Source organism: Methylorubrum salsuginis (assembly GCF_900114375.1).
In the GTDB taxonomy this organism is placed as follows: Bacteria; Pseudomonadota; Alphaproteobacteria; order Rhizobiales; family Beijerinckiaceae; genus Methylobacterium; species Methylobacterium salsuginis.
In genome coordinates this window covers 39,243-60,990 of the sequence record NZ_FOSV01000020.1, presented here as the reverse complement: position 1 = coordinate 60,990, position 21,748 = coordinate 39,243, and the positions used below count along the sequence as shown (strand labels likewise).

General features: G+C 71.7%; 17 protein-coding genes. 3 read left to right on the top strand and 14 right to left on the bottom strand.

Annotation, left to right across the window (positions count from 1 at the left end; all coding sequences use genetic code 11):
- Positions 1 to 20 precede the first annotated feature (20 nt).
- Complete coding sequence (locus BM140_RS19645; protein ID WP_091950247.1) at positions 21 to 620, bottom strand: DUF1989 domain-containing protein; 600 nt, start codon at positions 618 to 620, stop codon at positions 21 to 23.
- Between the two features lie 153 nt (positions 621 to 773).
- Here BM140_RS19645 and BM140_RS19640 point away from each other — a divergent pair, with 153 nt between their 5' ends.
- The gene (locus BM140_RS19640) at positions 774 to 2,774 is read left to right on the top strand and encodes an OPT family oligopeptide transporter (protein ID WP_091950245.1); all 2,001 of its coding nucleotides are present in this window, start codon (positions 774 to 776) and stop codon (positions 2,772 to 2,774) included.
- On the opposite strand, the gene BM140_RS19635 is transcribed toward BM140_RS19640, so the two are convergent.
- The 3 genes from BM140_RS19635 to BM140_RS19625 all read right to left on the bottom strand — a co-directional run bounded on the left by BM140_RS19635 (position 2,775) and on the right by BM140_RS19625 (position 7,181).
- Positions 2,775 to 4,886 carry a protein-disulfide reductase DsbD family protein gene (locus BM140_RS19635; protein WP_091950243.1) on the bottom strand — a complete coding sequence of 704 codons (2,112 nt, stop codon included), beginning with the start codon at positions 4,884 to 4,886 and terminating at the stop codon, positions 2,775 to 2,777.
- A 110-nt stretch (positions 4,887 to 4,996) separates the two neighbouring features.
- Positions 4,997 to 6,835: a glycoside hydrolase family 15 protein gene (locus BM140_RS19630; RefSeq protein WP_091950241.1), complete on the bottom strand. Its 1,839-nt coding sequence runs from the start codon at positions 6,833 to 6,835 to the stop codon at positions 4,997 to 4,999.
- Positions 6,836 to 6,923: 88 nt separating this feature from the next.
- Entirely contained in the window at positions 6,924 to 7,181 is a 258-nt protein-coding gene (locus BM140_RS19625; RefSeq protein ID WP_091950239.1) for a hypothetical protein, read from the bottom strand.
- Positions 7,182 to 7,426: 245 nt separating this feature from the next.
- Between BM140_RS19625 and BM140_RS19620 the strand changes: the two genes are divergently transcribed.
- Complete coding sequence (locus BM140_RS19620; RefSeq protein ID WP_091950237.1) at positions 7,427 to 7,636, top strand: hypothetical protein; 210 nt, start codon at positions 7,427 to 7,429, stop codon at positions 7,634 to 7,636.
- A 12-nt stretch (positions 7,637 to 7,648) separates the two neighbouring features.
- Here BM140_RS19620 and BM140_RS19615 read toward each other — a convergent pair whose 3' ends face one another.
- The 10 genes from BM140_RS19615 to BM140_RS19570 all read right to left on the bottom strand — a co-directional run bounded on the left by BM140_RS19615 (position 7,649) and on the right by BM140_RS19570 (position 21,070).
- The gene (locus BM140_RS19615) at positions 7,649 to 8,101 is read right to left on the bottom strand and encodes a cupredoxin domain-containing protein (protein ID WP_091950235.1); all 453 of its coding nucleotides are present in this window, start codon (positions 8,099 to 8,101) and stop codon (positions 7,649 to 7,651) included.
- A 147-nt stretch (positions 8,102 to 8,248) separates the two neighbouring features.
- A complete protein-coding gene (locus tag BM140_RS19610) occupies positions 8,249 to 8,446 on the bottom strand; it encodes a hypothetical protein (RefSeq protein WP_091950233.1) in 198 nt (65 codons plus the stop codon).
- A gap of 58 nt (positions 8,447 to 8,504) precedes the next feature.
- Entirely contained in the window at positions 8,505 to 10,460 is a 1,956-nt protein-coding gene (locus tag BM140_RS19605) for a glycosyltransferase family 2 protein (protein ID WP_091950231.1), read from the bottom strand.
- A complete protein-coding gene (locus BM140_RS19600; RefSeq protein WP_091950229.1) occupies positions 10,457 to 11,644 on the bottom strand; it encodes a hypothetical protein in 1,188 nt (395 codons plus the stop codon). The genes BM140_RS19605 and BM140_RS19600 overlap by 4 nt, the downstream gene beginning before the upstream one ends.
- 26 nt (positions 11,645 to 11,670) lie before the next feature.
- Positions 11,671 to 13,395: an HlyD family secretion protein gene (locus BM140_RS19595; protein WP_091950227.1), complete on the bottom strand. Its 1,725-nt coding sequence runs from the start codon at positions 13,393 to 13,395 to the stop codon at positions 11,671 to 11,673.
- Positions 13,396 to 13,892: 497 nt separating this feature from the next.
- Complete coding sequence (locus BM140_RS19590) at positions 13,893 to 15,587, bottom strand: gamma-glutamyltransferase family protein (RefSeq protein WP_091950224.1); 1,695 nt, start codon at positions 15,585 to 15,587, stop codon at positions 13,893 to 13,895.
- A gap of 5 nt (positions 15,588 to 15,592) precedes the next feature.
- Positions 15,593 to 16,477 carry a polysaccharide deacetylase family protein gene (locus tag BM140_RS19585; protein ID WP_091950222.1) on the bottom strand — a complete coding sequence of 295 codons (885 nt, stop codon included), beginning with the start codon at positions 16,475 to 16,477 and terminating at the stop codon, positions 15,593 to 15,595.
- Positions 16,478 to 16,510: 33 nt separating this feature from the next.
- Positions 16,511 to 18,982 (bottom strand): branched-chain amino acid ABC transporter ATP-binding protein/permease, encoded by a 2,472-nt coding sequence (locus BM140_RS19580; protein WP_091950220.1) that lies wholly within the window; start codon positions 18,980 to 18,982, stop codon positions 16,511 to 16,513.
- Positions 18,983 to 18,984: 2 nt separating this feature from the next.
- Complete coding sequence (locus tag BM140_RS19575; protein WP_091950217.1) at positions 18,985 to 19,854, bottom strand: branched-chain amino acid ABC transporter permease; 870 nt, start codon at positions 19,852 to 19,854, stop codon at positions 18,985 to 18,987.
- A 25-nt stretch (positions 19,855 to 19,879) separates the two neighbouring features.
- Positions 19,880 to 21,070, bottom strand: a complete 1,191-nt coding sequence (locus BM140_RS19570) for an ABC transporter substrate-binding protein (protein ID WP_091950215.1) — start codon at positions 21,068 to 21,070, stop codon at positions 19,880 to 19,882.
- A gap of 205 nt (positions 21,071 to 21,275) precedes the next feature.
- Between BM140_RS19570 and BM140_RS19565 the strand changes: the two genes are divergently transcribed.
- Positions 21,276 to 21,686: a nuclear transport factor 2 family protein gene (locus tag BM140_RS19565; RefSeq protein WP_091950213.1), complete on the top strand. Its 411-nt coding sequence runs from the start codon at positions 21,276 to 21,278 to the stop codon at positions 21,684 to 21,686.
- Positions 21,687 to 21,748: the final 62 nt, after the last annotated feature.

Sequence of the window (21,748 nt, the reverse complement as noted above, 5' to 3'; positions counted from 1 at the left end):
GGGGAAACGCGAGGGACGGCTCACGCCGGGTCGGCGATCGCGTAGAGGATCGGCTTGAAGGCGTAGTTGTTCGATTGCAGGGCCGAGCAGGCGGTGAGCCCGACGATCAGGTCCACTTTCGCCTCGAACACCACGCGGTCGCCCGCCCGGCTCAAGGGGGGCTTCACCGCGATTTCGCCCGTGGTGCCGTCGATGGCGACATGCATGAACACGTTGAAGGCCACCGGGATGCGGTCCGGCCCGATGCCGTAGGGTTCGAGCGCGGCGGCGAGGTTGCCGAAGCAGCCGCGATGGGGGTGTTCGTCGCCGTAGATGATGCGGAACGTGTCGGCCGAGCAGGGCGTGAGCAGGAAATCGTGGCGGCCGACCGTATCCTCGACGATGTCGAGCAGCACATTCGAGCGGTTGGAGTAGATCGGGTCGCCCGTCGTCAGGAACAGGCGCGAGGCGTAGTCGATGGTGCGGCCCGACGAGATCACCTCGTCGATGTCGTCGCGCACGAACGCCACGAGGTCGGCGACCTGCTCGCCCTCCGGGTCGATCACGGTGAGCCGCTGGCCGCGCTTCAGGGTGAAGGCCACGCCGGAGCGCGGCTCGATTTTTTGGGGATGTCCGCACATGTCAGCGGGTCATCCGGCGGCGGGGCATCGGCACGAACGGCGTCTCCGGGTGGCGCGGCGTCCTTTGCCGCGGCAGGGAAAGACCGCCGGACCCGTAAAGTTTCCCGCTGAGGAGCGCGCCGCACCGGAGCGCGCTCTCTCCGGGAATCCGCCATGCACGCGCCCAGCCCGCCCTCGCGGCATGTCGAGATCACGCTGCGCGGGCTGCTGCTCGGGGCGGCCATCACCGTCGTGTTCATGGCGGCCAACGTCTATATGGGCCTCAAGACCGGGATGACGTTCTCGTCCTCGATCCCCGCGGCGATGATCGCCATGGGCGGCCTGAGGCTGCTCGGCGGCTCGGGGATTCTCGAGAACAACATCGTCCAGACCCAGGCCTCGGCCGCAGGCACGCTCTGCAACGTCATCCTGATCCTGCCCGGCCTCGTGCTGATCGGGCATTGGCACGGCTTCCCGTTCTGGCAGACGACCGCGGTCTGCGGCATCGGCGGGCTGCTCGGCGTCGCCTTCTCGATCCCGCTGCGCCGCGCGCTCGTCTCGGGCGAGCACCTGCCCTACCCCGAAGGGGTCGCTGCGGCGGAAGTGCTGCGCACCGGCCAGGGCGAGGCCGGGGCCAAGGGTCTTCGCGACCTGCTGACCGCGGCGGCTGCGGCCGGGATCATCGGGCTCGCCACCACCGGGTTTCGCGTGCTCGGCGAGGGGCTGCACGGGGCGGTCGCGTTCGGTGGCGCGGCGTTCCGGCTCGGCACCGGGTTCTCGCTGGCGCTGGTCGGCGTCGGCTACCTCGTCGGCATCGGCGCCTGCCTCGCGCTGCTGACCGGCGTCGTCATCGCCTGGGGCATCGCCGTGCCGCTCCTGACCTATCTCGGGCAGGGCGAAGGCGCCAGCGCGTCCGAGATGGCGCAGGCGGTGTGGTCGGATCAGGTGCGCCTGATCGGGGCCGGCATCATCGCGGTCGGTGGGCTCTGGACCGTGGGCTCGCTGGCCAAGCCCATCCTGTCGAGCGTGCGCGCGGCCCTGGCCTCGGCCCGCGGCAGCGGCTCGGGGATGCCGGGGAAGGATCAGCCTCGGGAAGAGCGCGACCTGCCGATCACCTGGGTCTTCGGGGCGGCGCTGGCGCTCGCCGTGCCGCTCGCCGGCCTGTTCTGGATGTTTTCGGGCAGCGCCGAACTCGGGCGCCTGCACATCGTGATGGTCGCGACGCTCACCGTGTTCGCGGTCGTGTTCGGCTTCCTGATGGCCGCGACCTGCGGCTATCTCGCGGGCCTGCTCGGCTCCTCGTCGAGCCCGATCTCGGGGATCGGCATCCTCACCACCATGGCGGCCGCCGTGCTGCTGCCGCTCCTCATCGGCACCTCGGCCGGGCCCGAAGGCGACCGCTTCGTCATCGCGGCAGCCCTCCTCGTCGCCTCGGTGATCGTGACCACCGCCTCCATCGCCAACGACAATTTGCAGGATCTCAAGACGGGGCGCATCGTCGGGGCGACGCCCTGGTGCCAGCAGGTGGCGCTGATCGCGGGCGTGCTCGTCGGCGCGGCGGTGATCGGGCCGCTGCTGTCGCTGCTCTACGAGGCCTACGGCTTCGTCGGCGCCCTGCCCCGCGAGGGCATGGATGCGGCCAACGCGATGCCGGCGCCGCAAGCCGCGCTGACCTCGCAGATCGCGAACGGCATCGTCCACCGGACGCTTCCCTGGACCATGGTGCTGATCGGCGCGGGGCTGGGCGCCGTGCTCGTCGCGGTCGAGACCCGGCTGCGCAAGCGCGGGCTGACCTTTCCGGCGCTGACGGTCGGGATCGGCATGTACCTGCCGCTCGCCGTGGAGATGACCATCGCCATCGGCGGCGTGCTGGCCTGGATCGCCGAGCGGCGGCTGCGGGCCAACGTCCGCCCGCGCGGCGAGGAGGACGAGGCGAGCGCGGTCGACGGCGCCCGCCGCCGCGGCGTGCTGCTCGCCTCCGGCTTCCTCGTCGGCGAGAGTTTCGTGGGCGTGGTGCTGGCTGCCGGCGACACGCTGGCGGGGCGCAGCGCGGCGCTCGCCCTCGTCGGGCCGGGCTTCGAACCCTACGCTACGGGACTCGGGCTTGTCGTGTTCCTCGTCGGCCTCGCGGTGTTCTTCCGGGTGATCGCTGCCGATCCCGGCCGGACCGACTGATCAGCGCGCCGCGAGCTTTTCGGATTTGACCGCGTCGAGCACGACCGCCTCGGTCAGGATCTGCGGCAGCACCCGCGCCTCGCCCTTGCCCCGATAGACGAGGTAGAGCGGTACGCCGGAGCGGCCGTGGTTCTCCAGCAGCCGCGTGATCTCCGGATTCTGGTTGGTCCAGTCGCCCTTGAGATAGGCGACCGAGCCGGCCTTGAACGCCGCCTGCACCGCCTCGCGGTTGAGCACCGTGCGCTCGTTGACCTGACAGGTGATGCACCACGCCGCCGTCATGTCCACGAACACCGTGCGCCCCTCCGCCCGCAGTGCGTCGAGGCGGGCTTGCGTGAACGGCTCCTCGCTGCCGGCGAGCCGCACGCCCGCGGCGCCCGCCCTCTGACCGTCGAGGGCGGCGGCGAGCGCGAGCGCGCCGACGAGCGCCAGCGCCGCCGCCACCCGTCCGAGCCCGGTGCCGAGCTTTTTCGCATCGCGCGCTCGCTCCCAAGCCCACGCCGAAAAACCGACGAGCACGAGGCCGCCGAGCGCGCCGAGCAGCCCGTCCGGCCCGACCTGCTGCGCAAGCACCCAGATCAGCCACGCCGCGGTGGCGTAGACCGGGAAGGCGAGCGCGCCCTTCACGGTCTCCATCCAGGCGCCGGGCCGCGGCAGCAGGCTCAACGTGCCGGGAAACGCCGTGAGCGCCAGGAACGGTAGGGCGAGGCCGAGGCCGAGGCAGGCGAAGATCAGCAGGCCGACGCCGGCGCCTTGGGTCAGCGCGAACCCCACCGCCGCGCCCATGAACGGCGCCGTGCAGGGGGTGGCCACCAGCGTCGCCAGCACGCCGGTGAAGAACGAGCCTTGATAGCCCGCGCGCCGGGTCAGCCCGTCGCCGAGCCCGGCGAGCCGCCCGCCGACATGCACGACGCCCGATAGGCTGAGGCCCACGGCGAACAGCCCGTAGGCCAGCAAAGCCACGACGACGGGCGACTGAAGCTGGAACCCCCAGCCGATCCCGGCGCCTCCTGCCTTGAGGGCAATCAGCAGTCCGGCCAATCCCAAGAAGCTCGCCAGCACACCCGCGGTATAGGCCAGCCCATGCAGGCGCACCCGCGCCCGCGCCTCGCCGGCCTGTTTCACGAGGCTCAGCACCTTGATCGACAGCACGGGGAAGACGCAGGGCATCAGGTTGAGAACCAGCCCGCCGAGCAGGGCGAGGCCGGCGGCGCTCCACAGCGTCAGGTTTTCGGAGTCTGCAGCCGGAGCGGGCGTCGGCGCCGGCACAGGGGCGGTCGCCGCCGGGGCGGCTTCCGGCTCGGGGCCGACGGCGTAGGCCTTGCGGGTGCCGGCCTCGTCGAAGGTGAGGACGCCCCCCAGCGCCTCCGGCGCGATTTTTGAGTCGCCGGGTTTCAGGACGAGGCGCTGCGCCCCGCCCTCCCCACTCGCAAAAATCTGCTCGGCGGCGTTGTCGAGGGCGCTTTCCGCGTAGGGGAAGAAGGCCGCGTTCGTGAGCGCGGGCGCGCCGGACGGCCGCTCGAGGTGCAGGGAAAAGTTCTCGCCCTCGCGGGTCGCGCGGATCGGGAACGGAGCCGCTTCGGGCAAGGCCGCGCGGGCCTCGGTGAACAGGCGCGCCTGGGCCGGATCGGGCTCTGTCGTGGTGCCGACGGGCAGGTCGAGGGCGAGTTCGGCCGAGCCCGGAATGCAGATCTCCTCGCAGACGAGGTAGGACAGGGTGCCGGACAGGGGCACGGTGCCGCCGGCCGGCAGCGTCTCGGGCACGCGCAGCGGTACGAGCAGGGTGACCTCGCCCTCGTAGCCGAAATTCATCAGGGTCTGGACCGGGATGCGCTCCGGTGCCGGCCATTGCGTCGGCCCGACGGAAAAGCCCTCGGGCAGACGCCACGCCATCTCCGGCGGCAGGCCGGAATCGCCGGGATTGCGCCAGTAGACGTGCCAGCCCGGCTTCATCGCCATGTGGAGGCCGAGCGTCACCGTGCGGCCGGGGGCCAGCGTCGCCGCCTCCGATACGAGGCGCGCCCGCACGAGATCCTTCGGGGCCTTACCCAGCTGCGCCGCGGCGAGGCCGGGGGCGGCGAGGAACAGGACCAGAAGGAGGAGGCGGAGCATGGTTTTTTCAAAAATGGCCCCGACGCCTCGGCCGGTCGGCGCAAGGTTAGCAGAGCCGTGCCGTTGACGGGAGCCGGCCCGCCCCGCGACCCCGCGAAGCGGTCCTTTCGCTATTCGGCGTCCGCGGGCGAGTGTCCGTCCATCTGTGCCAGCCGCACCGCGTGGTTGATGATCGCCATATGGGTGAAGCCCTGCGGGACGTTGCCCCGCTGCTCGCCGGTCTCGGCGTCGATCTCCTCCGCGAACAGGCCGAGATCGTTGCCGCGGGCGATGAGACGCTCGAACAGGGCGGTCGCCTCCGCCCCCCGGTCGGCCAGCGCGAGGCAGCCGACGCGCCAGAAGGCGCAGGCCGTGAAGGTCGCCTCTTCGCCCTCCAACCCGTCGTCGAGGCGGTAGCGGTAGAGCAGGTCGCCCGCCCCCAAGGCGTCCTCGATCCGCGCCAGGGTGGCGGCGACGCGCGGCGAGCGCGCGTCGAAGGCGCGAAACAGCACCGCGCGCAGCACGGCCGCGTCGAGGTCGGGCGAGCCGTAATCCATGGTGTAGGCGCCGACCGCCTCGTTCCAGCCCTCGGCGTGGTACTCGGCGCGGATCTCCGCCGCCGCCCGCTCCCACTCGGCGATCTTTTCCGGCGGGGCGAGGCGGTGCTCGGGATCGGAGCGGGCGATCTGCGCCGCGCAATCGAGCCCGACCCAGAGCATCGCCTTGGTGTGCAGGATCTGGCGCATGTCGCCCCGCAGCTCCCAGATGCCGTGGTCGGGCTCGCGGCGGCGCGCGATGATGTGGCCGGTCAGATGCGCCAGCGCCTCGGGCAGGTGGTCGTTGACCTTTACCGGCGGGTCGAATTCGACGGCTTCGAGGTAGTGGTGGAGCGCCACCAGAAACTCGCCGTAGATGTCGAATTGGCGCTGGTCGCTCGCCGCGTTGCCGAGGCGCACGGGCGCGGTTCCGCGCCAGCCGCGCAGATGGTCGAGGATGGTTTCGTCCGGCATCGGCCCTTCGAGGGCGTACATCAGCTGGAGATGGCGGCCGCGGCTCGGGTCGGCGTTGCGCAGGAAGCGCAGGAACTCGGCGGCCTCGCGGTCGTAGCCGAGATTGACGAAGGCGGTCACGGTGAAGCTCGCATCCCGCATCCAGACATAGCGGTAATCGTAGTTGCGGTTGCCCGGCACCGCCTCGGGCAGGCCCATGGTCGCGGCGGCGACGATGCCGCCGGAGGGCGCGTGGGTCAGGAGCTTGAGGGTGAGCGCGCTGCGCAACACGGTCTCGCGGTAGGGCCCGCGATAAGTGCAGCGGCCCGACCATTCCTGCCAGTATGCTTCCGTCGCCCGGAGCCACGCCTCGGTCTGGCCGAGCCCCGCATCGCCCTCCGCCCCATGGGCGAGGACGAGGTCGGCCCCCTCCCCGGCCTCCAGCCGGAACGCGGCCTCGGCCGTCCCCTCACGGACATCGAGCGGTACGGTCGCGGTGGCCCGCATGGCGTCACCGCCGCCGCGAAACAGCACCGTGCCGTCGGGTCCGGCCTCGGCCGTAGTGGCGACGCGGGCATAGTCGAAGGTCGGCCGGACGATCCAGCGGCCGGCGACGGTGCCGGCCTCGCAGGCGAGGCGGCGCACCACGCGGGCCTCGGGCCGACCGTCCGGCCCCTCCTCCGGCACCGGCTCGCGGCGGACGAGCGGCATGAAGTCGGTGAGCCGCACCCGGCCGGTCTCGGTCGCGAAGACCGTCTCGAGGATGTTGGTGCCGGGGCGGTAGCGGCGCTCGGTCCCGATCACGCCGTCGAGGGCGAGACGGCAGGCGCCGCCCCTGTCGGCGTCGAGCAGCGCCAGGAACACCGCCGGCCCGTCATGGCGGGGCCAGCACAGCCAGTCGAGGGAGCCGTCGCGGGCGATGAGGGCGGTGGTGCAGGTATCGCCGATCACGGCGTAGTCGGCGATGGGTCTGTCCGTCACGGCCTGATTTACGACCCCTTCCCGTCTGCGTCGCGCGGCAACGCTCCGGGAAGAGGCGAAGTTGCCCCCTGCGACACCCGCGCGGGGGTCAGCGGTGCCGGCGGCGATGCGGCGCGAAGCGCCGGGCGCGACCGAAGCCCTGGCGCAGCGAGCGGCGGGCGCCATAGCCGCCGGGCCGCCGGTAATTGCCGTTATTGACGCCCGCGGAGCGGTCGTTGCCGGTGGCGCTCGCCCCCGGCGACAGCCCGCTGCCGGCATTGGCGTTGCCCTCCTGGGCGAGCGCACCGCCGCTCAGCAACAGTCCGGCGGCGAGAGCGAAGGGCAGAAGGCGGGTGAGGCGCGTCATCGGGGCGGCTCCGGGGTGCCCGATCACGGGCCTGTGATCGGGTCGGAAGGGCGAACCCCGCCTCGTTGCCGGTGTTCCCGTACCGGCATTCGCTCGCTGAGCGGTTCGGCCCTCCCCCGGGCCGGCTGAGACGCTTAATTTGCTATTAGAAGCAGTATCTTGTCGCGAAATCGCTTGTCCCGGCGAAGCGCCCTGCCCTAACACCCGCCCCGTGCCCGCGAAGGGACGCATGCGCCGAGGTCCCGATGAGCCATCACCACAAGGACGCCTCTCCCGCCGTCGCCCGGGTGATCCTCGAAGGGATGGGGCCTGCGGAGCGTGCCGAGGTCGAGAAGGAGGCGCGGGCCAAGGGCGTCGATCCGGTCGAGATCGTGCGCCTCTCCCTCGATGTGCTGATCTCGGAAACCGGGCAGGCCGCCGGCAAGCCGCAATTCGTCCGGCGTTCCGGCGGCTGAGCGCACCGGCACTCAGCCGGCCGGCGGGACGAGGACGTACTTGCCGACGAACGGCTCGCTCTGGCTGTTCACGCCGGTGCAGCCATAGGGGCGTTCGCCCGCCGCCATGGTCCGGAATTTGAGGGTCGCCTTGCCGTTCAGCTTGATCGTGTAGCCCTTCTCGCTCGCCGAATGGCCCTGGTCGCCGTCCACGTGCTGGACGAGGCCGTTCTCGAACTGGCCGTCGATGGTGAGTGTCACCGGCTGGTCGGCTCGGTTGACGACGCGCAGTTCGGCGTTGGTGTCGGCGGGAAGGCGCAACTCCGCCGGGGCGCAGGCGATCTTGCCGTCCCGCTTGTCGATGGTCAGTTCCATCACCGGCTGCCCGTCGGAGGCCGGCGGTGGCAGGGGCTTGCCCTGCGCGAGGACTGCTTGGCTCGACAGAACGAGGCACAGAGTGCCCAGCGCCCAGTGCGTGTGTCGCATGTGAGGTCTCCTCTCGGTCGAGCGGGAAGCCCGGCCGCGGGGCCTACGGTTCCAGGGCGCGACGCCGCACCCGGCCGGAGCATCGGCCCGGAGGGCGGCCGCCGGCCTTCGGAGAAAGCCGGTGCGGCACGCGGAGCGAGCGCCGCGTCAGGGCCGGGAATCCTCGCCGGGACGGCGGGATCCGAGGGCGAGGAAGGCGAGCGAGCCGCCCGCGATGAGCCCGAGGAAGAAGCCGGCACCGAAATCGTTGTCGTGCTCGTGGGTTCCGAGCCAGAGGCTGCCGGCGGCGAGCGACAGGAGGAGCGTGACGAGAGCGGGATCGATCAGCCGGCGGAGACGGTGCATCCTCGACCTCTATCACACACCCATGCCACGCGCCGAGATCGGCGCATCGGGATGCGCGTCAGCCGTGGCCGAACCCCCGGCGCAGCAGCCCGCCGACGGCGGGCATGAAGCGGGCGGTCCGGGCGATGGTGTCGCGGGGATGGGAATAGAGGGCGACGATCAACGCCCGCCGCTGCTCGGGGGTGGGATCGAGCGCGAGGCCGGCGCCGTCCGCGGCGGCGGCGAGCGCGCCGATGCCCGGAAGGTGCAGGACGAGCGGCCCGCCGATCGTCGCCGCGTCGCAGGGCTCTGCGAGGGTGGCCCGCCCCGGCGCGAGCGTCGTGAGGCGGCAGGCGCGGCTCGTTCCGCCCGCTTCGATCCGGGCGTCGGCCTCGTAGCGGAACGCGAGGTCCTCGCGCGGATGCTCGAAGCAGACGAGGAAGCAGATGAAGGTCAGCACCATCGCCACGCCGGCCCAGACGAGGTTGAAATAGTCGATGTCCGAGATTTCGGCGGGCGCCGTCGGGGCGATGAAAGCCCAGACGATGCTGAAGGCCGACAGCAGGGAGAGGCCGCCGAAGGCCGCGGCCATGCGCCAGCGCACCCGCATCTGGGTGCGGTCGCCGCCCTTCTCGGTGACCTTGAACGGGCGGCCGAACGGGCTGATCGTCGCCTGGATCAGCGTCACGGTCACGGCGAGCGCGCTGATCGCGTGGGTCACCTCCATGAAGATCGGCAGGGTGCGCGCGCGCGAGACCCAGCCGCTATAGGCCCACAGGGCGAAGAGCGGCGGCGCGCCGTAGCGCAGGAAGGACAGCACGTCCGCCTCGAAGGCCGGCAGGCCGGCGATCCAGTAGATGGCCGGCGCAAGCAGCATCAGCACGATGTAGGGCTTGCAGGCCCAGTTGAGCACGCCGTGCAGGAAGTGGATGCGCTGGACCGGGGTGTAGCCCGGACCGCGCAAGGGGCCGTCGGGCAGAAGCGCGATCTGGATCGTGCCGAGGCACCACCGGGTGCGCTGGGTGATGTATTCGGGCAGACCCTCGGCCGAGAGGCCCATGCTGAGGCGCTCGTTCAGCCAATGCGTCGCGTAGCCCCGGCGGGACATGCCGAGCGACAGGTTGAGATCCTCGCAGATGGCGGCGTCGGGGAAGCCGCCGATCTCGGCCAGCCGGTCGCGGCGCACGATGAACGAGGTGCCGACGCAGAAGGCGGCGCCCCAGGCGTCCTTGGCGGGCTGGAACACGTCGAAGAAGATGCGCTGGTCGTCGACCCAGCTGTCGGAGGCCGCGAGGTTGTGCTGGATCGGGTCGGCGTTGAAGAAGAATTGCGGCGACTGCACCACCGCCGCCTTGGGGTCGTCGAACAACCCGACCATGCGCTTGAGGATGTCGGGCTGCGGCGCGAAATCCGCGTCGAGCACGAGGATCAGCGGCGCGTCGGTGCGCCCGGCGGTGTGGCGCAGGGCGTTGTTGAGGTTGCCGGCCTTGGCACCCTTGTTGTCGGGTCGGGTGATGTACCGAGCGCCGACTTCCTCGCAATAGGCGCGCAGCCAGTCGCGGCGGGTGTCGTCGCAGACCCAGACGGTCTTGGGCCCGTAATCGATGGCGAGCGCGGGCAGGATCGACTTCTCCACCACCTCGCGCGGCTCGTTGTAGGTGCAGATGAAGATGTCGACCGCCGGCCAGTCGCCGCTCGCCTCGCGGCGGGCCTGGGCCGCGTCGGCTTCAGTCGAGCGGTCCTTGAACCGCAGCAGGATCACGATGGAGAGCAGGGTGTAGACCACCGCCACCATCTCGGCGGCGAAGAACAGGTAGGCCCAGAGCGCCCCCGCCTCCGGGGTCAGCGGCGGCAGGGTGTCGCTCCAGCGCCAGCGGGCATAGGTGGCGATCAGGGCGGCCGTCAGCGTGCCGAACAGCAGGCGGTCGAGGGCGCGGTCCGGCCGCAGCAGGCCGGCCAGCGCGAACAGCCCGAGCGCGATGCCGAAGGCGAGCGCCAGCACGGATGCCGCGTCGCCGGGAGAGGGAAACATCATCGCAAGCCGGCTCCGGTGAAGGGGTTGTGGCCGAGCGCCGCGAGCGCCCCCCAGGCGGTCGCCCCGAGATGCGGGCGGCGGAAGTAGAAGAAGTCGTCCTGCGTGCTCGCCGGGCCGATCCGCAGGCCGGTGGTCACCCGGGCCTCGCGGGTGGCGTAGAGCCAGCCCGAGGGCGCCCGCTGGCCGGCGAGCGTCGCCAGGAGCGGTCGTGCCGCGGCCTCGTCCTTGACCCAGCGATAGGTCAGCGCCGCCTGCGCCGTGCCCTCGACCCAGAGGCCGTCGCGGTCGTCGTTGAAGTCGAAGCCGCCCGGCACGCGCAGCCGCGCATTCGCGCAAGCGAGCGCCCGGCGCCAAGCCTGGGGCGGATCGGCGACGCCGAGGAGGGGCCAGAACTGCGTGTCGAGCGCCAGCGCCTCGATCCCCCGCATCGTCCCTTGCGGATCCGTCCCCATCCGGAAGCAGCCGGCCCGGCCGTCGAAGGCGGCGTCGAGGAAGCCGCGGGCCGAGGCCGCCATCGCCCGGTCGGCTTGCGTGCCGAGGCGGTTGCCGAGGGCGACGATGTCGAGGTTGTGCTCGGTCGAGGCCCAGGTCAGCGGCACCTGTTCCGGGTCGTAGCCGTCGAGTCCGCCGGTGAAGCCGGGAGCGCCGCTGCGCGCGGTGCGCGCTCGGATCCAGCCGGCGAGCCGGGCGGCCCCGGCGCCGAAGCGCGCGTCGCCGGTCGCGTCGCGCAGGGTGACGAGCGCGAGGCCGACCCAGGCGACGTTGCCGGTCGCCGTGCCGTCCTGATAGCGGTCCTCGGACCAGCGCTTGGCGGCGGCGTCCCACCAGCCCGGCAGCAGGACCGGCCGGTCGCGCACCGGGCCGGCGCGGTAGGCGTTGCGCACCCGGCCGTCGGTGAAGGTCCGGTCGTGGGCGATCGCGACGAGAAACGCTTCGCCGATCTGCCGGGCGCGACGGAGGTCGCCGCAGGCGGTGAGCGCGGTGGCGGCCAGCGCGTTGTCGTAGGCGAAGGCGGTGCTGCGCAGCGGCAGCGGCACCTCCCGTTCGCCGGGCCCCGGCCCGTAGCTCGCGAGGAAGACCGGTTCCCCACCCGGCGCCGTCCTCTCGACGGCGGCGGACAGGGCGCGGCACAGGCCGGGCCCGAGATCGTCCGCCGCCCGCGTGGGGACGGACAAGCCGAGCATCAGGCCGAGCGCGGCGAGGGCGGCCCTCAGCGGCTTGCCTCCCGACCCGGACGCGCGGGGCGGTCGAGGCTCGTCCCGCGCAGCGCGTCGGGCCGGACCGGGGGCAGCGGCGGCATCGCGATCCGGCGGCCCGGCGCGGTGGCGGAAGGCGGCGCCGGGTCCTGCGTCCGGATCGAACCCGTCCGTTCGGCCGCGTTCGGCTCGCCGGCATCCGAGGTGCTCGTCGGAGCCTGTTCCGGAGGAACGGCCTCGGGAGTGGCGGCCCCGGCTCTCGGCGCGGTCCCGAGTCCCGTCTGCTCGGCTTCGCCGCCGGCTCGCGCCGGCCCGGCGACGTCCGAGCCGGCGGTGCTGAGGGTCTGCTTCAGGAAGTCGCCCGTGGAGGCAGCCATCGAACCCGCCCGATCGACCACGCTCCGGGCGAGGTCGGGCGCCGCGGAGGCGACCTTGGTCGCGAGCCCGCCGGCGCCGTCCTCTAGGTCGCGCCACACGACCGAGGTCGAGGGCACCCAGCCGGATTCGCGCGTCACCGTCACCCAGCGGCCGACGCCGCAGGCGGTCTCCGCCGTCTTCCCCGCCGACCGATCGCCCTCGGCCGTGGCGGCGGCGAGGGGTTCGGGTTTGACCAGCACGTAGAGTTCGCGCCGCTCGGTCTGCGGGAACGGCACGGCGTAGGTGGCGTCGACGGTGTCGCTGGTCTTGGGCAGGATCTCCGTCACGATGCCCCGGCGCGGCCCGTTCGGCTCGCCCGAGATCGTCACCGCGCTGCCGACCTGCAGGTTCTGGCCCTGACGGTAGGAGAAGATCGCGACGACGAAGCTGCGCTCGCAATCGACCACCGAGGCGAGGCTGTCGCCCGCTCCCACATGGCGCCCGGTGGTGGCGTTGACGTTGAAGACGACGCCCTTGGCCGAGGCCTTGATCTCGGAGGCGGCGAGCCGGTCGAGGCGCGCATTCTCGCGGGTCAGCAGCGCCTGCTGGTCCTCCATGGCGGCCTTCAGCTCCTTCTCCTCGATGGAGAGGCGCTGGGTGTCGTAGGTGATGGACATCTGCTTCTGCGACAGCTCGGCGAGGCCGCGCAGCTCGTCGCCGAGGAACAGCCCGCGCCCCAGCCCGTCGAGCTGCACCGTCTTCTGGCTGAGCTTGGCCTCGGCGGCTTTCTTCTCCTGGACGGCGGCGTTGTAGGACTGGGTCGTGGACTTGACCATGTCGGGGCTCGCCACGTCGCGGGCGACCATCCCGACCTGGCGCTCCATCAGCACCCGCTTCTCCTCGCCCGAGGCGCTGGCCGAGGCGATCTTGGCCTTCAGCTCCTCGACCTGGGCGCGCAGCACCTCGATCATCTGCCCGGACTGGTCCCGGATGGCCCGGTCGAGGGCGGCGAGATAGGCCTCGTTCGAGCGCCGCTTGTTCTCGGCGGCGAGCGCCCGCTCCCGCAGTTCGGAGACGCGGCCGGCGAGCTGGATCGCCGTGGAGCGGTCGAGGCGGTCGTTGGCGATCCGGGCGACGAGGGAGCCCCGCTCGACCACATCCCCGGCCGAAACCGGGATGGCGCCGATATCGCCCGCGATGGGCGCGGTCATCAGCGTGACCGGGGCGTTGACCACCGCGCGGTCGGATTGGTCCGCCACGAGGGGCGGCAGCACCGAGGTGCCGATCAGGATCGCCAGTACCGAGGCAAGGCCGACGCTCGACACGCGAACGAGCCGGCCGTGGCGGTGCTCGGGCGTGGACGTGAGGGTAGGCTTGGACAAGAGGCCAACTCCCGGCGTGTGGAATGGGTCGCTCAGCGGGGGTGTGCCTCCTCGGAGAGCCGACCCGTGCGACGGGGCAGGAATTGCTGCGGTGCCGAAAGGGTTGCGATTTTTTTTCGAAGAAATGGGACTTCACACGCGTCTGTGAAGACAAGATTGGTGTTGGTCAGCGGCAGCGTGCCGCATGCCATGCGATCTGTTGACCGAAATTGGGACCGACTGATCGAAATGTGTCGGAAACTTGATACAGATGTTGAAACTTAGGCAGCTTCGCTTTGGGAGGCGGCTGCGACGGCGATTTTGCGCTGCGTGAGTCTTGCGATCCGCCCCCGTATCGAGCGCTGCGGCGGGGCTCGACCGCGTGGCACCATCCGCCGACGCTGTACCGATCGGCGATGATCCTGACGCATCGCCGATTGCCCCCGCGACGGCGGGGCGGCGGGCGTCCGCCGGACGCACGGAACAGGGCCATCGGTCCTTTTCCGTGCCGCTCGGTATTACAGGCCGAGCGCCAAGCCGTCGCTGCGGGGATCGTGGGCGCCGACGAAGCCGCCGTCGTCCTCGATCCGGATCGCGCCCGGATGGCCGGCGAGCGGGCTCTGCGCCGGGATCGGGCTGATCTCGTGCCCCCGCGCCCTGAGGTCAGTGAACACCGCCTCGCCGGCATCGAGTTCGAGCTTGAGGCTGTCGCGGCTGTCGGAAAACGTCTTTCCGAGGAGGAAGCGGGGCCGGGCCAGCGCGGTCAGCGGGTCCATGCGGTAATCGATCAGGCGCGTCAGCACCGCCGCGAGCGTCTGCGGCTGCCCGTCCGCCCCTTGCGTGCCGTAGAGCAGTCTTGGGCGGCCCTGCTCGAAATACATGCCGGGATTGAGGGTGTGGAACGGGCGCTTGCCGGGGCGGGCGGCGTTGATGTGGGCCGGATCGGCGCTGAAGGCCGCGCCGCGGTTGTGCCAGAGGATGCCGGTGTCGCCGGCCACGACCCCGCTGCCCCAGTCGAAATACACCGTCTGCAAGAGGCTGACGCAGTTCCCGTCCCGGTCGGCGGCGCCGATGAAGACGGTGTCGCCGGTCTGGAACACGTGCGGCCAGGGCGCGGCCTTCGTCCGGTCGATGCCGCGGGCCTGGGCATCGAGATGAGCGGGCGACAGCAGCCGATCGACCGGAACATCGGAAAAATCCGGGTCGGCGATGAAGCGGTTGCGGTCGATGAAGGCGCGTTTCACCGCCTCGACGACGAGATGGTAGTAGTCGGCGCTGCCTTCCGGAATCGACGCCACGTCGAAGCGGTCGAGGATGCCCATGATTTCGAGGGTGGTCACCCCTTGGGTCGGCGGGCGCAGGCTGACGAGTTCGCCGCCGCGATAGGGCACGCGCAACGCACTCTCGTTGCGCGCCCGGCAGCGGGTGAGGTCGTCCGCGGTGAGCGGCGAGCCCGCCTGCTCCAGCCCGCGGGCGATCCGGCGGGCGAGTTCGCCCTCGTAGAAGTCGCGTCCGCCGTTCTCGGCCAGCGTCGTGAGCGAGCGGGCGAGATCGGGCAGCCGGACGGTCTCGCCGACATCTGGCACGCGGCCGTCGGTGGTGAAGGCGCGCACGACATCGGGCCAGTGGCCGATCTCGTTGGCGCGGAAATTCGTCCAGAAGCGCTGCGACGGCGTCATCGGGAAGCCGTCGGTCGCGTAGGCGATAGCGCGCTGAAACAACCCCTTCCACGATTGGCGCCCGCCCCAGGCCCGCTGGCTGTAGGTGAAGGCCTGCTCCCAGGTATCGACGGCGGCCGCCGCCGTGATCGCCGAGCCGGGGCCGCGGGTCGGGATCGGCCGGCCGTCCTGCGCCACCTTGGCCGCCGCCTGGCCGATGCCCGATAGGGTGAAGGCGGCGCCGTTGCGGTCGCTGACGATCATGAAGGCGTCGCCGCCGAGACCGCAGAAATGCGGATAGGTGACGCAGAGCGTGGCGTTGATGGCGATGGCCGCCTCGATGGCGTTGCCGCCCGCCCGCAACACCTCCCGTCCGGCCTCGCTGGCGAGTTCGTGCGGGCTCGTCACCATGCCGGTGGCGGACCGGGCGAGGGCCCCGCGGGTTTCAGCGAACAGAGAGGTCGGCATGGTCGAGGCCCCCAGGGCCGCCGCGGAGGTCAGGAGAAGCGCGCGCCGCGACGGGGCCGGCGCTCGATGGGCTTCGCGGCGATCCATGGCGGCTACTCCATGATCCGAGCGGCATGGGCCGCGATGGCGCCCGCGGTGGTGAGCCAGACCGTGTCGCGTTCCGCGGCGATCCGCTCCAGCACCCGGCGCAGCGGGCGCAGGCGGTGCGGCTGGCCGACGATGTAGGGATGGAGCGCGATGCCCATGACGAGGGGCGCCTTGCGCGATTGCTCCAGCATCTCCTCGAAGCCGTCGAGGATGGCCTCGGCGAAGGCCCGTCCCGTGTCCTTGCGGGCGACGACGGCCGGGATGTCGTTCAGCTCTTGCGGATAGGGCAGCGACAGGATGCGCCCGCCGCCGCGGGTCGAAAACCATGTCGGCTGGTCGTCGTGGCACCAGTCGAGCAGGTAGCGGTAGCCGGCCTCCGCCAGCAGGTCGGGCGTGACCCGCGACTGCGAGATCCAGGGGCCGAGCCAGCCCGCGGGCGCCCTTCCCTCCTCCCGCGTCAGCACGGCGGTCGCCTCGGCGATCAGCGCCCGCTCGTCCTCTTCCGGCATGTCGCCCTGGCGCTCGGCGTTGGTGCGCCCGTGGCCGACGATCTCGTCGCCCCGCGCCCGGAACGCCTCGATCAGGCCCGGGCAATCCCGATAGATGCGGCTGTTGACGAGGATGCTGGCCGGCAGGCCCAACGCGTCGAGCAGGTCGCGCAGGCGCCACGCCCCGACCCGGTTGCCCCAGTCGCGCCACGCGTAGTTCAGCACGTCCGGCTGCGGCCCGCCCGGCGCCAGCTCGGCGCCGAGGCCGGAGCCGAAATCGAAGGTCTCGAAGTTCAGCGCGAGGTAGACGGCGAGCCGCTTGCCCTCGGGCCAGTCGTAGACCGGCCGGTCCGGCAGGGCGGAATAGGCGTAGCGGCCATGGCTCGGCGCGGATGTGGTCACGGTCTGGGTCTCGGTCCTGTGGTGGAGGGGGGCTTACGCCGCCCCGAGATAGGCCGCCTCCAGGGCGGCGTCCGCCTTCAGTTCGGCCGCGGTGCCCGATGCGGCGACGCGCCCCTGCTCCAGCACGTAGCCGCGATCCGCCACGGTCAGCGCGAGTGCGGCCATCTGATCGACGATCAGGATGGTGGTGCCGGCATCGCGCAGTTCGGCGACGGTGGCGTAGAGGCTGTTGATGATCGCGGGGGCGAGCCCGAGCGAGGGCTCGTCAAGGAGTAGGATGCGTGGGCGCGCCATCATCCCGCGGGCGATGGCGAGCATCTGCTGCTCGCCGCCCGAGAGCAGGCCGGCGCGGCTGCCGGCCCGCTCGCGCAGGCGCGGGAACCGGTCGAGCAGGGCCTCGACCTCGGCCGGATCGACGCGGCCACCCCGACTCCACGCGCCGAGGCGGATGTTCTCGACCACGGTGAGTTCGGGGAAGACCTGCCGCCCCTCCGGCACCAAAGCGAGGCCGAGCCGGGCGATCCGGTGCGCCGGCAGCGCCGCAATGGCCTGATCGGCTAGCACGATCGAACCCTCGACCGGGCGCAGCAGCCCGGCGAGCGCGCGCATCGCCGTGGACTTGCCGGCCCCGTTCGAGCCCAGCAGCGCCACGGTCTCGCCGGGGCGCACCGCCAGCGCCACGTCGTCGAGCACGGGCGCGGCGCCGTAGCCGGCGGTGAGGCCGTGGGCGGCGAGCACCGCGTCGGCCGGGCCGCTCCAGGGGGCGGCGCGCGGCCGGGCCGGGGTCTCGGCGGCGCCGAGATAGGCGCGCAGCACGGCCGGGTTCCGGCGGATCTCACTGGGCGTGCCGAGGGCGATGGGGCGGCCGGCATCCATGACGAGGATGCGGTCGGACAGGCCCATCACCAGCGGCATGTCGTGCTCCACGAGGATCACGGCGATGCCGCGGCTCGCGATCCGCCGCAGCAGCGTGCCGAGGCGGTCGGTCTCGGCGCGGGACAGGCCGGCGGCGGGCTCGTCGAGGAGGAGAACGCGCGGGCCCCCGGCGAGCGCGCGGGCGATCTCGACGAGGCGCCGGTCGACATGGGGCAGTTCGGAGGCTGGACGGTCGAGGGGGCCGGCATAGCCGACGAAGGCGAGCAACGCCGCGGCGTCCTGCCGGTCTTCGGTTTGCGCCCGGCGCAGCAGGCGTCCCGGGGCGCGGGCCAGCGTCACGTTCTCGATCACGCTGAGCGAACCGAACAGCCGCGTGGTCTGGTAGGTGCGGGCGATGCCGGCGCGGGCGATGGTATGGGCCGCCCGCCCGGCCAACTCCCGATCCCCGAGGCGGATGCGGCCCGCACTCGGCCGGTAGAAGCCCGAGATCATGTTGAGGACGGTGGTCTTGCCCGCCCCGTTGGGCCCGATCACGCTAGTGACGGCGCCGGGCTGGGCTTCGAACGCGACCCCTTCCGCCGCGCGGATGCCGCCGAAGGCGATGCCGAGGCCCTCGACCGCGAGCCCCTCGCCCTCGCTCCGGTTCAGGAAGTCCGGCGGCTCGGCCCCCGCGTCGGGCCGCGCCCCGCCGCCCCGCGGCAGGAGGCGCGCAAGGCTGCCGACGAGGCCGGCGGGCACGAGCCAAAGCACCACCAGCGTCGTCAGGCCGAAGAACAGCAGGCGGTATTCGGCCAGCCCCGCGAGCGCTTCCGGCAGCAGCACCGTCACCAGCGCCCCGAACAGCGGCCCGAGCACGGTGCCGGCCCCACCGACGACGACCGCCAGCACGAACAGGATCGACTGAGTGAACGGGAACGAGCTCGGCGCGATGAACAGCATCAGCGGCGACAGCACCGCGCCAGCCAACCCGGTGAGGGCCGCCGAGATCGCGAAGGCCGCGGTCTTCACCCGCACCGGATCGAAGCCGAGGGACGCTGCGGCGACGTCCGCGTCGCGTACGGCGCGAAGCGCCTGCCCGAGACGGGCGTGGCGCAGCCTGTGGAAGCCGTAGAGGCTCAACCCCGCCAGGATCACGGCGAGAATCGCGAGATCGCGCTCGCCGAGGGCCACGCCGAACAGGCTCGGGCCGGTGGCGACCACGAGGCCGTTCTGCCCGCCGGTGAATTCGCCGCCCTCGATCAGCGCGTGCTCGACGAGAAAGCCGAAGGCGATCGTCACCATCGCGAGATAGGGCCCGCGCACCCGCATCGCCGGCACCGCGAGCGCCGCGCCGACCAGCGCCGAGAGGGCGGCGGCTGCGGGCAACGCCAGCCAGAAGCTGAACCCCTTGAGCGTCAGGATCGCGCTGGCATAGGCGCCGAGCGCGTAGAACCCGGCATGGCCGAACGAGATCAGACCGCCAAGGCCCAGGAGGACGTTGAGGCCGGTGCCGGCCAGCACCGTCAGCGCCACCAGCGCGATGACGAAGTGGCTGTAGCCGCTCGTCAGCCCGACGAGGCCGAGGCCCGCCAGCGTCAGGCCCAGGATGGCGAGCGGCATCGCGGCCGGCGCCCGGAGAAGCGCGCGCATGGTCAGACCTTGTTGACGGCCGCGCGGCCGAGCAGCCCGTTCGGGCGCAGGGCGAGGGCGAGGATGATGACCGAGAACACCACGATCTGGGTCGCGCCGGAGCCGAGCGTCGCGGTGACGCCGGCCTCGACCACGCCGTAGAGCAGGCCCGCCAGCACGACGCCGGTGGCCGAGCCGATGCCGCCGAGGATCGCCACCGCGAACGCCTTGATCCCGAACAGCGCCCCCATTTCGGCCGAGACGGAGAAGAGCGGCGCGATCAAGAGGCCCGCCGCACCCGCGAGCATCGCCGAGAGCGCGAAGGCGCAGGCGACGGTGCGGGCGACATCAATCCCCATCAGCCGCGCGGCCTCGGCGTTCTGCGCCACAGCGAGCAGCACGCGGCCGAGTTCGGTCCCGCGGAACACCGCCCGGATCGCGACCGCTGCCGCGATGCCGACCACCGGAATCACGAGCTGCAACGGATAGATGCCGGCGCCGAGCACCTGCACGGGCGCCGCGACCAGGGCGGAGGGCAGGCCGCGGGGCTCCTTGCCGAAGGTGAACAGCAGCACGTTGTCGAGGATGATGCCGCCGGCCACGGTGGCGAGCAGCCACGCATCGGAGCCGCGCACGACGAAGGGGCGCACCAGCAGGCGCTCCACCGCGAGTCCGAGCAGCGCGCAACCCGCGAGCGCGGCGGCGGCCGCCAGCGGCATCGGCCAGCCGAGCTGCACCGCGAAGACGTAGCCCAAAACAGCGCCCAGGGTGACGGCGCTGCCTTGGGCGAAGTTCACGGTGCCGGAGACCACGAAGGTGATGTGGAAGCCGAGGGCGACGAGCCCGTACATGCTGCCGAGGCCGAGCCCGCTGACGAGGGTTCCGATCAGCATGGGGACCTCCCCGCGCGAAGGCCCGTCACTTCGCCACCGCGACGATCTCGCCGTTGCGGAAGCTCGCGAAGATGTAATCCTCCGGCCTTAAAGCGTCGTGCCGGTCCGGGGCGAAGGGCGCCTCGTAGGTCTTGATCAGGCCGGCATAGGCTGGGACCTTGTAGAAGCCGTCGCGGACCTTCGGTCCTTCGGTCGAGCCGGCCGCCTGGATCGCCAGCGCGATCAGGTGGGTGGCGTCGTAGGCGTTGGCGATGCCGACGGCGGGCGTCACGTCGGCCATGGACTTGATCGCCGGGTACTTCGCCTTCAGCGCGTCGAGCACCGCCGTCGCCTTCGGGCTGTCGTTGCCGGCGAAGGTGAAGGTCTGGACGAAGTGGACCCGCGCCGCGCCCGGACCCGCGAGTTCGTCGAAGCGCCCGCCCGCCGGACCCCAGTGGGAGATCACCGGCACGGTCCAGCCCATACGGTCCAGCGACTTCACCACCTGGGCGGAGGGGCCGACATTGCCGACGAGGAACAGGGCATCGGCCCCGGCCTCCCGCAGACGGGAGAGCTGGGGCACCATGTCGATGTCGTTGGCCTCGTACTTCTCGATTCCCGCGCTCGGGAGACCCGCCGCCTTCAGCGCTGCGACGATGCCCTGCTGGTTCGACTCGCCCCAGGCGTTGTTGACGAGGATCGCGCCGGGCTTCTTCGCCCCGTAGGTCTTCACCGCGTAGGTGACGAGCGCCTCGTCCACGAGGGCATCGACCGCCGAGACGCGGAACACGTAATTGTCGGCGGCCCCGTTGCGGGTGATGCCGGTGCCGGCCGCCCAAGGGCCGACGAAGGGCACCTTCATCTGGTTGGCGATGGGCACGATCGCCATCGAGACCGGCGTGTCGAGCCCGCCGATCAGCGCCACGACGCCGGCCCGCTGGATCAGTTCGCGGGCGGCGAGCACGCCCTTCGACGGGTTGGCCTCGTCGTCGCGGGCGACCAGTTCGAGCGGGCGCCCGAGCACGCCGCCGCCCTTGTTGATCTCGTCGATCGCCAGCCCGATCCCGCGGGAGATCGCCTCGCCCGACTTCGCCGACTGGCCGCTGAGCGCGGTGACGAGGCCGAGCCGGATCGGCTCCGCGGCCCGAACGGGCGCGAGGCCGGCGAAGCCCGCCAGCAGGGCGCCGAGGGCGAGGCGCCGGGTGAGGAGGCGGGCGGCGGTGAGGCGTCGAGGCATGTCGGTCCGGTCCCCGTATCTGGTCGACCCATATCCGCAACGGCCGTGCCAGCCGGTCAGCCGTTGAATTCACTCGCGTTTTTCGAATCGCTCATGACCTGCGAAAGAAGTGTGCACAAATCTCCGCCAAAGTGCATACACTTTCTGCATGCAAGGTGGTGACGGCTCCGCCATGGTCGGCTGACAGGAATTTGGGAGATTGCGGATGGACGCGAAGGATGCGGGGGCCGCGCGCGACGCGGCGGCGGTGACGGCCTATCTCGAAGCCTCGATGGTGCCCGATCCCGAGACGGCGGCGCGCTACATGGCGCCGGGCATCGCCATCGTCTTCACCGGCGGCCGGGTGTTTCGGCATCCGCGCGAGGTGACGGCCTTCAACGCGGGCCGCTACGCCTGGGTCAAGAAGCGGATGGAGCGGCTCGACGTGGTGCCCGGCGACGGGCTGACCACGGTCTACAGCCTCGGTACGCTCTACGGCGCGTGGCCGGACGGAACCGCCTTCGAGGACAACCGCTACGTCGATCGCTTCACGGTGCGCGACGGCCTGATCGTCTCCATGGAGGTGTGGAACGACAGCGCCGAGCGCATCCTCGACCGGCAGGGCGTCTCGGCCTGATATCCCGCGTCTCGCCATGAATCCGGGATCGAAGGGCAAGCCCTTCGCGGCTCCAGGGCAGC

What these genes read in the sequence shown, in the direction of transcription:
- BM140_RS19645 (WP_091950247.1), bottom strand. Translation starts at nt 620, where the DNA reads ATGTGCGGACATCCCCAAAAAATCGAGCCGCGCTCCGGCGTGGCCTTC.
- BM140_RS19640 (WP_091950245.1), top strand. Translation starts at nt 774, where the DNA reads ATGCACGCGCCCAGCCCGCCCTCGCGGCATGTCGAGATCACGCTGCGC.
- BM140_RS19635 (WP_091950243.1), bottom strand. Translation starts at nt 4,886, where the DNA reads ATGCTCCGCCTCCTCCTTCTGGTCCTGTTCCTCGCCGCCCCCGGCCTC.
- BM140_RS19625 (WP_091950239.1), bottom strand. Translation starts at nt 7,181, where the DNA reads ATGACGCGCCTCACCCGCCTTCTGCCCTTCGCTCTCGCCGCCGGACTG.
- BM140_RS19620 (WP_091950237.1), top strand. Translation starts at nt 7,427, where the DNA reads ATGAGCCATCACCACAAGGACGCCTCTCCCGCCGTCGCCCGGGTGATC.
- BM140_RS19615 (WP_091950235.1), bottom strand. Translation starts at nt 8,101, where the DNA reads ATGCGACACACGCACTGGGCGCTGGGCACTCTGTGCCTCGTTCTGTCG.
- BM140_RS19610 (WP_091950233.1), bottom strand. Translation starts at nt 8,446, where the DNA reads ATGCACCGTCTCCGCCGGCTGATCGATCCCGCTCTCGTCACGCTCCTC.
- BM140_RS19605 (WP_091950231.1), bottom strand. Translation starts at nt 10,460, where the DNA reads ATGATGTTTCCCTCTCCCGGCGACGCGGCATCCGTGCTGGCGCTCGCC.
- BM140_RS19600 (WP_091950229.1), bottom strand. Translation starts at nt 11,644, where the DNA reads ATGCTCGGCTTGTCCGTCCCCACGCGGGCGGCGGACGATCTCGGGCCC.
- BM140_RS19590 (WP_091950224.1), bottom strand. Translation starts at nt 15,587, where the DNA reads ATGGATCGCCGCGAAGCCCATCGAGCGCCGGCCCCGTCGCGGCGCGCG.
- BM140_RS19580 (WP_091950220.1), bottom strand. Translation starts at nt 18,982, where the DNA reads ATGCGCGCGCTTCTCCGGGCGCCGGCCGCGATGCCGCTCGCCATCCTG.
- BM140_RS19575 (WP_091950217.1), bottom strand. Translation starts at nt 19,854, where the DNA reads ATGCTGATCGGAACCCTCGTCAGCGGGCTCGGCCTCGGCAGCATGTAC.
- BM140_RS19570 (WP_091950215.1), bottom strand. Translation starts at nt 21,070, where the DNA reads ATGCCTCGACGCCTCACCGCCGCCCGCCTCCTCACCCGGCGCCTCGCC.
- BM140_RS19565 (WP_091950213.1), top strand. Translation starts at nt 21,276, where the DNA reads ATGGACGCGAAGGATGCGGGGGCCGCGCGCGACGCGGCGGCGGTGACG.